At 42.4% G+C, this 7,965-nt stretch carries 10 protein-coding genes; all 10 read left to right on the forward strand.

Annotated elements, in window-relative coordinates; translation table 11 throughout:
* The first annotated feature begins 81 nt into the window (after positions 1–81).
* Positions 82–459, forward strand: coding sequence for a hypothetical protein (locus C1E58_RS00445; protein ID WP_153055803.1), 378 nt, complete (start codon positions 82–84; stop codon positions 457–459).
* Complete coding sequence (locus C1E58_RS00450; RefSeq protein ID WP_105208992.1) at positions 456–2,564, forward strand: glycohydrolase toxin TNT-related protein; 2,109 nt, start codon at positions 456–458, stop codon at positions 2,562–2,564. Before C1E58_RS00445 ends, C1E58_RS00450 begins: the two co-directional genes overlap by 4 nt.
* Positions 2,564–3,208, forward strand: coding sequence for an Imm59 family immunity protein (locus tag C1E58_RS00455; RefSeq protein ID WP_105208993.1), 645 nt, complete (start codon positions 2,564–2,566; stop codon positions 3,206–3,208). The genes C1E58_RS00450 and C1E58_RS00455 overlap by 1 nt, the downstream gene beginning before the upstream one ends.
* A 232-nt stretch (positions 3,209–3,440) precedes the next feature.
* Positions 3,441–4,991: a hypothetical protein gene (locus C1E58_RS00460; RefSeq protein ID WP_153055804.1), complete on the forward strand. Its 1,551-nt coding sequence runs from the start codon at positions 3,441–3,443 to the stop codon at positions 4,989–4,991.
* 1 nt (position 4,992) lies between these two features.
* Positions 4,993–5,739, forward strand: coding sequence for a DUF6572 domain-containing protein (locus C1E58_RS12275; RefSeq protein WP_105208995.1), 747 nt, complete (start codon positions 4,993–4,995; stop codon positions 5,737–5,739).
* A 226-nt stretch (positions 5,740–5,965) separates the two neighbouring features.
* Complete coding sequence (locus tag C1E58_RS00470; RefSeq protein ID WP_105208996.1) at positions 5,966–6,151, forward strand: hypothetical protein; 186 nt, start codon at positions 5,966–5,968, stop codon at positions 6,149–6,151.
* A 168-nt stretch (positions 6,152–6,319) separates the two neighbouring features.
* Positions 6,320–6,787 (forward strand): hypothetical protein, encoded by a 468-nt coding sequence (locus C1E58_RS00475; protein ID WP_193441725.1) that lies wholly within the window; start codon positions 6,320–6,322, stop codon positions 6,785–6,787.
* Positions 6,788–6,825: 38 nt separating this feature from the next.
* Positions 6,826–7,125: an ABC transporter gene (locus tag C1E58_RS00480; protein WP_105208997.1), complete on the forward strand. Its 300-nt coding sequence runs from the start codon at positions 6,826–6,828 to the stop codon at positions 7,123–7,125.
* A 14-nt stretch (positions 7,126–7,139) separates the two neighbouring features.
* Positions 7,140–7,463 (forward strand): hypothetical protein, encoded by a 324-nt coding sequence (locus C1E58_RS00485; protein WP_238142201.1) that lies wholly within the window; start codon positions 7,140–7,142, stop codon positions 7,461–7,463.
* A 2-nt stretch (positions 7,464–7,465) separates the two neighbouring features.
* The coding region (locus tag C1E58_RS12280) for a DUF6572 domain-containing protein (RefSeq protein WP_238142202.1) at positions 7,466–7,965 on the forward strand (500 nt) is incomplete at its 3' end.

Below are 7,965 nucleotides of genomic sequence, written 5' to 3' on the forward strand. Positions count from 1 at the left end.
ATGGAGTTAGAATCACCCAATCCTACTTCACTCTTGAAAACAGGAGAGTAGCTCTGCAATTTATCACCCCTCTTGCATGCTTTGCGCATTACAGAGTTGGCGACAGAGATTACGCAAACGATTCAGCAAGTGGTTGAAACAATTCCTAATTTTTCCAGCCAAGGTTCCTTCCATACGATTTATACAACTGGGAAAAATGATGGTTTCTATCGCTATGTGTTGAAAGCCCAGGAACTTAAGACACTTTCAGAGGTCCTCTATCGTCATGTAGAAACGACTCATCAGAAAATGGTGGACATGGATAGAGCCCTGGCTGTGCATATCACCAACCAGTTTTTAAACAGCCCTTCAACCAGTTCGGATGATAAGCGGTTTATCCGAGAACATCCAGAAGAGGCGGTGAGGTATATTCAGAGTGAGATGAAGAAGTCAACACCATCTTCAGGAGGTGGATCATGACACGTTTTTATACGAATCGCTCAGATTTTGAGCAGAACCACTGGCTAGATTCTCAAAAGAGTCGAGTCGTCGCTATGTTGCGGGATATCGATTCGGTCTCTTCAACAGTGCAGTCGGAAGGTCTTTCTCATCTCTATCGCTCTCGTGGTGAGGCTAGTTTAGGTGCAAGCAAGCCGAGTTCTACTTTTAGCCAGGCTGTTGACCGTGTCGATAGCATGTTAAGAAGCGCTGGAAAGATTCACAAGGATATTGTCCAAAATATTGATAGTAAGTTTACCAAGGGCTTAGACAAGAGTTTTCAAAGTTTGAATGAAGTGAATGGCAGTAAGAATCCTTATATGTCTAAGGGGAAGTATGAGAAAACTTATACGACTACTAACTATACTAGTCATTATGGCTATGTGACCCAAACGCATACCAGACAGGTACATTACAGTCTTTCAGACATCCTTGATGGAACGAACAGTCCAATTCCAGCAGCCCAGTCATTATATCAAGACCGAGTGAAGAACCTTCGAGAGCAGCTCCGCCAGACCGACCAACTAACGGATAAACAAATCAAAGAGTTGGAGTCAAAGAGTGATGCGGAGTTGGTTCAGGAGTTCTATCCGACTCTGGAGTCAGACTATAGTCAAATCAAAAATAGTACTTGGCAGGAGGAGAACAAGGAAGCCTTAGGCTTGGTTGACAATGGTCTCAAATTTCTAGCAATAGCGGCATTTTCAGCCGGAACTCTTATGACAGGAGGTGCTGCCCTTCCGCTTGCACTTGCAGGTGGCTCCTACCTCTTTGCGGATGGTGCCCACTCTGCGATTACAGGCAACACCCTGATTACTGGTACTCAGTTGAGCACGGAAGATCGTATCTGGGCTGGAGCTGAGGCTGTAGTAACCTTGGCTACTCTTGGTAGCTTTGCGGCAGGTCAGAGTGCCTTGCGAGCAGGAAAAGAGATTCCGACAACCGTTCAGACCATTGGTAAGTTGGCTGGCTATGCGGATGAGGGTGTGGAAGCCTTACAATGGGGTAGCGGAGTTTTGCAGGGTGATGCAGCGAATGCGACCTTGAATTACATCGGAGGTAAAGCATTTGAAGGCATTGTAGAGGGCTCTGTTAAGGGACTCCAAAGCCAACTTTCTCACATTGAAGTCTCAAGCCCAAGCCAAATTCAGCTCAACGCTCGTCAGGGTCAGGACTTTGTGGACTTACAAACGGTCGAGTTTGGCAAAGTCGCCAGCAAGGTCGAGAATAACATCACAATCAAGATGACGGTTGATGGCGTTGAGCAGAAAATCCGAGTGGATGCGATTGGTTTTGACGAGGCAGGCAACATCCGCATTCAGGAATACACAACTGCCCAGAATGGTTTGAAAATCAGTCGTCAGAACCTCTTGGAAGACCTGTCCAAGTACGGCGGCACCATTGTCGGCGTAGGCAAGGGAGACTTTGTCGGCGGTGTTGAGATACCCAAGGGCACACGGATTGATGTCGTGTCGCAGAAGACGAATAACATTGTTATTGATAAGCATAGCAACACGTTTGAGGTAATCACCTTAGAAAATGGGGAAACTGCCTATCTGTCTAAATCAACAGACTTTAACGGGAACCCCCTTCCTGTTAGATCGCTGGATTATTTGAAACCAGACGGAACCATTAATTGGCCGCCAAAAGGAACAGATGGATTTGTCGTGGATTCCTCAGGGGTTCCAAAAACAAGTGATGCAAATCTAACAACAGGAATGTTGGTGGACCGATATGGCGAGTCAGGTGGAACGTTTGTCAGTCCAATTATTGATGGAGATTCGTATCCATATGAATCCCGGGGATTGCCTTACCCAGAAAGTTATCAACAGAAGCATACATATGAAGTAGTTATGGATATTAATAAGGCGAATTATGAAGAGGCGTTCAGTAAATTGACACCGGCTGAACAGACCGACTTGCTTGGGAAAATGGAACGGTATAAGTTTTCCGCGGAGGATATTTACAACCCACAAATCGGAGAAATCGCAGAGGTATTCGGAGCAGGTGGCGGAAAGCAGATTAAGCTGGGTACGAGTGTTTCTATTTATGAAAAGCTAGGTTTTTTAAGGGAGGTGACTAACTAATGTCAGTTTTATTGCAACAAAGACAACTGCTACAAGAAGAAATAGAACGTCGTAATTATCAAACCTTACGCTATTCTATCTTAGGAGACAAAAGTCTAGACGAGTGGCAAGTTCGTATTGATTTTGATGACAACAATCAGGTGTACCAAGTTTATGCGACACTGGATCGTGCATCCGTTAGAGGAAAATATGAATTTAATGATTTTGAAGAAGCAAAAAATAAGTTTTTGCGCCTGCTTGATTTAACAGTGTCATCCAATAAATTCAATGTAGAACAGGGAGAAACGCCCGAATACTATTCTCCATTATGGAGTTTAAGTAAACCCATTTCCTTGGATACAGCAACCATCGACTCTATCGGCATCGTAGACGGTCACCTAGAACTGTTATTAGCAGATGGGAACGCATGGCTTCCTGACACTGAACAAGACCACTTGCTCAAACTCCAAGAAAAGTTGAACAACTACATTCACTTTATCGAAAGCAAGCAATATGTGGAAAGTTACGGGGATGACTTTACAGAAAAAGTTATCAATCTGACTTTCCAGTACGCCCCATCGGATAACGGTCTTGCTTTCCTTGTGCAAGTTCAAAAAGTATTACAGCCAACAGATATTCGCTTGAAGGTTATTGTGCCAGAGTAGAGTTTTAAGTCCAGACAGGGTCACTTTGTCTGGATTTTTTGGTATAATAGGAGGGTAGAAATATTCTTCATTGATACATAAGAAGCTGGGCTAGGATTGGTTTAAAGCGGAGCTGGAGGATGTGATGGAGTTAGAATCACCCCATCCTACTTCACTCTTGAAAACAGGAGAGCAGCTCTGCTATTAACCACTCCGCCAGATCGACCAACTAACGGATAAACAAATCAAAGAGTTGGAGTCCAAGAGTGATGCGGAGTTGGTTCAGGAGTTCTATCCGACTCTGGAGTCAGACTATAGTCAAATCAAAAATAGCACTTGGCAGGAGGAGAACAAGGAAGCCTTAGGCTTGGTTGATACTGGTCTCAAAATTTTGGCGGCCGTTGCCCTAGCAGCAGGAACGGTTATGACTGGAGGTGCTGGCCTTCCGCTTGCACTTGCAGGTGGCGCGTACCTCTTTGCGGATGGTGCCCACTCTGCGATTACAGGTAACACCTTGATTACTGGTACTCAGTTGAGCACGGAAGAGCGTATCTGGGCTGGTGCTGAGGCTGTTGTGACATTGGCTACTCTTGGTAGCTTTGCGGCAGGTCAAGGTGCCTTGCGAGCAGGTAAACAAATTCCGACGACCGTTCAGACTATTGGTAAGTTGGCTGGCTATGCGGATGAGGGTGTGGAAGCCTTACAATGGGGTAGCGGAGTTTTGCAGGGTGATGCAGCGAATGCGACCTTGAATTACATCGGAGGTAAAGCATTTGAAGGCATTGTAGAGGGCTCTGTTAAGGGACTCCAAAGCCAACTTTCTCACATTGAAGTTTCAAGCCCAAGCCAAATTCAGCTCAACGCTCGTCAGGGTCAGGACTTTGTGGACTTGCAAACGGTTGAGTTTGGTAAAATCGCCAGCAAGGTCGAGAATAACATCACGATCAAGATGACGGTTGATGGCGTTGAGCAGAAGATCCGCGTTGATGCGATTGGTTTTGATGAGGCAGGCAACATCCGCATTCAGGAATATACAACTGCCCAGAGTGGCTTGAAGTCTAGCCGTCAGAACCTCTTGGAAGACCTGTCCAAGTACGGTGGCGCCATTGTCGGCGCAGGAAAGGGCGACTTTGTCGGCGGTGTTGAGATACCTAAGGGCACACGGATTGATGTCGTGTCGCAGAAGACAGCTTCTTTCAATATCGATGCACATCGAATCGAATTGCGTAATAGATACGAAGATGCTGGATTGAGTACAAAAGATATCAATCGAATACTTGAAATTTCTGACAATGCACCGAAGGCACAGTATTTGGCGGGGATATCAAGTGATGAAATACTAGCTATTCCAAAAGGTGATCGTCCAAGTGTAGAAGATGTTTATAGTCCAGCATTTATTGAAGCTCATAAACAACAATTTGAGAATGGAGCCATAAAGATACAAAGGTTTACTCCAGTTGTAGGTGGCTTTAATAATGGAGCCATAGGAAGTGACAAGGACCATGTAGCATTTGTTATGCCAAAGGATGTTGGTGAAACAATTATTGATATTAGTAATGGTGATCCACGGATACTGGAGGTGATTTTAGGTTTGCATCCAGGGGACTTAGGAGATTCTCCAGTAGTTATTGATATACCAGTAGACTCTATTCATAATCTAAAAATACCTAGCGGAAATGAAGCGTCTGCATTTGAGGAATTTTGGCGTCCTGGGGGGAAAACCTACCCCGGTGGAATGCTAGAAGCTGTAATTGATGAGGTGCCGTGGGGTGAATACACTTTTAGAACACTAGGAGGGAACTAATATGCCGTTAACAGATATTACTTGGGATGAATTTGACACCTATGAAAAAATAGATGCTCCTCTAAACTATGATTTTAGAAGGCATGATGGGAAGTATTATACTTTTGGGGAATTTGGAGTCGCATCTGTTCGAAGGGTTTTTGAAATTAAAGAATCTGATTTTAATGAGTTTCTAATGGGAAATAGGACGGCAATGGAAGTCAATTGGAAAGCCCAAAACGGTCGCTGGCCACCGACGGATGAAGAGAAACGGAAAACAAAAAAAGATTTTTTGACAAAGCATCCTTCTTCTCTTGTGATTATTCCAGAAAATAGGGATTTATTTACTCAGGAGGAATTAGAAGTAATAATGCCAAGAGCTGAAGCGTTATGGATAAAAACTGAGGGACAGCTTCCTGATAATTATGTTTCGCCGTTTGGATTGAAGAATATTGTATTAGAATCTACAAGTATTGATTCTATCGGCGTTGTGGACGGTCATCTTGAATTATTACTAGCAGATGGGAACGAATGGCTTCCTGACACTGAACAAGACCACCTCCTCAAACTTCAAGAAAAGTTGAACAACTACATCCACTTTATCGAAAGCAAGCAATATGTGGACAGCTACGGGGATGACTTTACAGAAAAAGTTATCAATCTGACTTTTCAGTATGCCCCATCAGACAATGGTCTTGCTTTCCTTGTGCAAGTTCAAAAAGTTCTACAGCCAACAGATATTCGGTTGAAGGTTGTAGTGCCAGAGTAGAGTTTTAAGTCCAGACAGGATTACCTTGTCTGGATTTTTTGGTATAATGGGAGGGTAGAAATATTCTTCATTGATACATAAGAAGCTAGGCTAGACTTGGTTTAAAGCGGAGCCTAGGAGTGGGAATGAAATTGGAGTTGTTATCTCTCACATCCATTTTGAAACAAGTTGAGCCGCTCTGCTATTACCACAAATTCAGCTCAACGCTCGTCAGGGTCAGGACTTTGTGGACTTACAAACGGTTGAGTTTGGTAAAATCGCCAGCAAGGTCGAGAATAACATCACGATCAAGATGACGGTTGATGGCGTTGAGCAGAAAATCCGAGTGGATGCGATTGGTTTTGACGAGGCAGGTGACATCCGCATTCAGGAATACACAACTGCCCAGAATGGTTTGAAAATCAGTCGTTAGAACCTCTTGGAGGACCTGTCCAAGTACGGCGGCACCATTGTCGGCGCAGGCAAGGGCGACTTTGTCGGCGGTGTTGAGATACCTAAGGGCACACGGATTGATGTCGTGTCGCAGAAGACGGGGATACAAACTCTAAAGGTTGCATCGGTTGCAGATGAATTGACTGTAATGGATATGGTATCAAAGTATGATGATATATACACTTACGAATTTAATGGGACAACAAATCCAGGGCCACTAACGGAACTTAGTTCAAGACCAAATCGTAATTTTTATGGTGAACGTTACAACACCATAGAGTTAGATGATGATATAGTGTTGTATAGAGCTGGTAGGTGGGATAATCCTATGGGGCAGTGGTTTACAACTGAACCACCATTTTCAAGGGCACAAGTTAGAATCGATACTGCTGTTAAAGATATTTGGACTACTCCAGATGGCGTGTATACAGGACAATCACTTATTGATAAAGTATACAAAATTAAAATACCTAAGGGTACTACAATATATGATGGACCAGTAGCTAGTCAAGGGGGGATTTATCAAGGAGGTCTTGATAAAATTCAAATTTTTATTGACTCGCCATGGAATATTGAAGGGGTTGAAGTTTTGGATTCATGGTATATCAATCAATAGTATTCTCAAGGTTTAATGTATTAAGAGGTACAAATTTTATGATAGAAGAAGTAATTGATGCAATTAATGGACTTATTTATTTAATTGAAAAGTTTAAAATAAATGGTTTACAAGTTCAAGTAGATTATTTAAAACATCTAGAGCAGGAATTAATAGAAAATTCTGTTCCTAACCTGACTAAAAGACAAAGAATGACTATCTATAATCAATTGTTCCCGCCAAGAGGAGGTCTTTCTGATATAAATTATTGGACAAATGATTTTGAGTCAAGAAAACAGATTAATGAACAACTTAATACTTTGAAAACGGTGATTTCGGACTATCTACTATTGGATTAGTATCAAATAATAACTTGGGGCTGGATGTCGCAAAAGATATTGCTAAAAGTCGAGGTGGTGTTACACTGGAGTCAACAATTAAAGATACCAATATTATTATGAAAGATTGGAATATAGAAGATACATCTACCATTGATGCTTGGGAAAGAGCATCAGATGTTTATGCAGAGCAAGTAACTGGGGAAGTTAGAGCCGTTGTGGGTAGTGAGTTACGAGAAGGAAATATTTGGGAAAATATTGAGTTGCCACGATTAAAAAACAATCCAAAGGTAACTAAAATTACAACAATTGATCCTAAGACTGGTTTAGAAACAGTAATATTTGAAAGAGGTCAATAAAAATGGAAATTACAGGAACAAATTCAAAAATTAAATTTGTATTAGATGATGGGATGATAGTTACTGCTGATGGAGAATTATTAACAGGTAGGAAATTCTATGTTTATACCTCTACAATGGTTTATGAGAGTAATAATCAAAAACTCACCAATGTTGAGAAAAGAAAGATTATTGTCGAAGCCCAACAAAGAACGTCGGAATCAGCTATGACGCTTGTGTTTGATGAAATCACACCCGAAAAAAATAATTTCTATGATTTGGATACAGCAACCATCGACTCTATCGGCATCGTAGACGGTCACCTAGAACTGTTATTAGCAGATGGGAACGCATGGCTTCCTGACACTGAACAAGACCACTTGCTCAAACTTCAAGAAAAGCTGAACAATTACATCCACTTTATCGAAAGCAAGCAGTATGTGGACAGCTACGGGGATGACTTTACAGAAAAAGTTATCAATCTGACTTTCCAGTATGCTCCATCAGACAATGGTCTTGCTTT

The organism is Streptococcus suis, assembly GCF_002964575.1.
In the GTDB taxonomy this organism is placed as follows: Bacteria; Bacillota; Bacilli; order Lactobacillales; family Streptococcaceae; genus Streptococcus; species Streptococcus suis_R.

Bases quoted from the DNA above. Each gene is read 5' to 3' on its own strand.
- C1E58_RS00450 (WP_105208992.1), top strand. From the start codon at position 456: ATGACACGTTTTTATACGAATCGCTCAGATTTTGAGCAGAACCACTGG.
- C1E58_RS00455 (WP_105208993.1), top strand. From the start codon at position 2,564: ATGTCAGTTTTATTGCAACAAAGACAACTGCTACAAGAAGAAATAGAA.
- C1E58_RS00480 (WP_105208997.1), top strand. From the start codon at position 6,826: ATGATAGAAGAAGTAATTGATGCAATTAATGGACTTATTTATTTAATT.
- C1E58_RS12275 (WP_105208995.1), top strand. From the start codon at position 4,993: ATGCCGTTAACAGATATTACTTGGGATGAATTTGACACCTATGAAAAA.
- C1E58_RS00475 (WP_193441725.1), top strand. From the start codon at position 6,320: ATGGATATGGTATCAAAGTATGATGATATATACACTTACGAATTTAAT.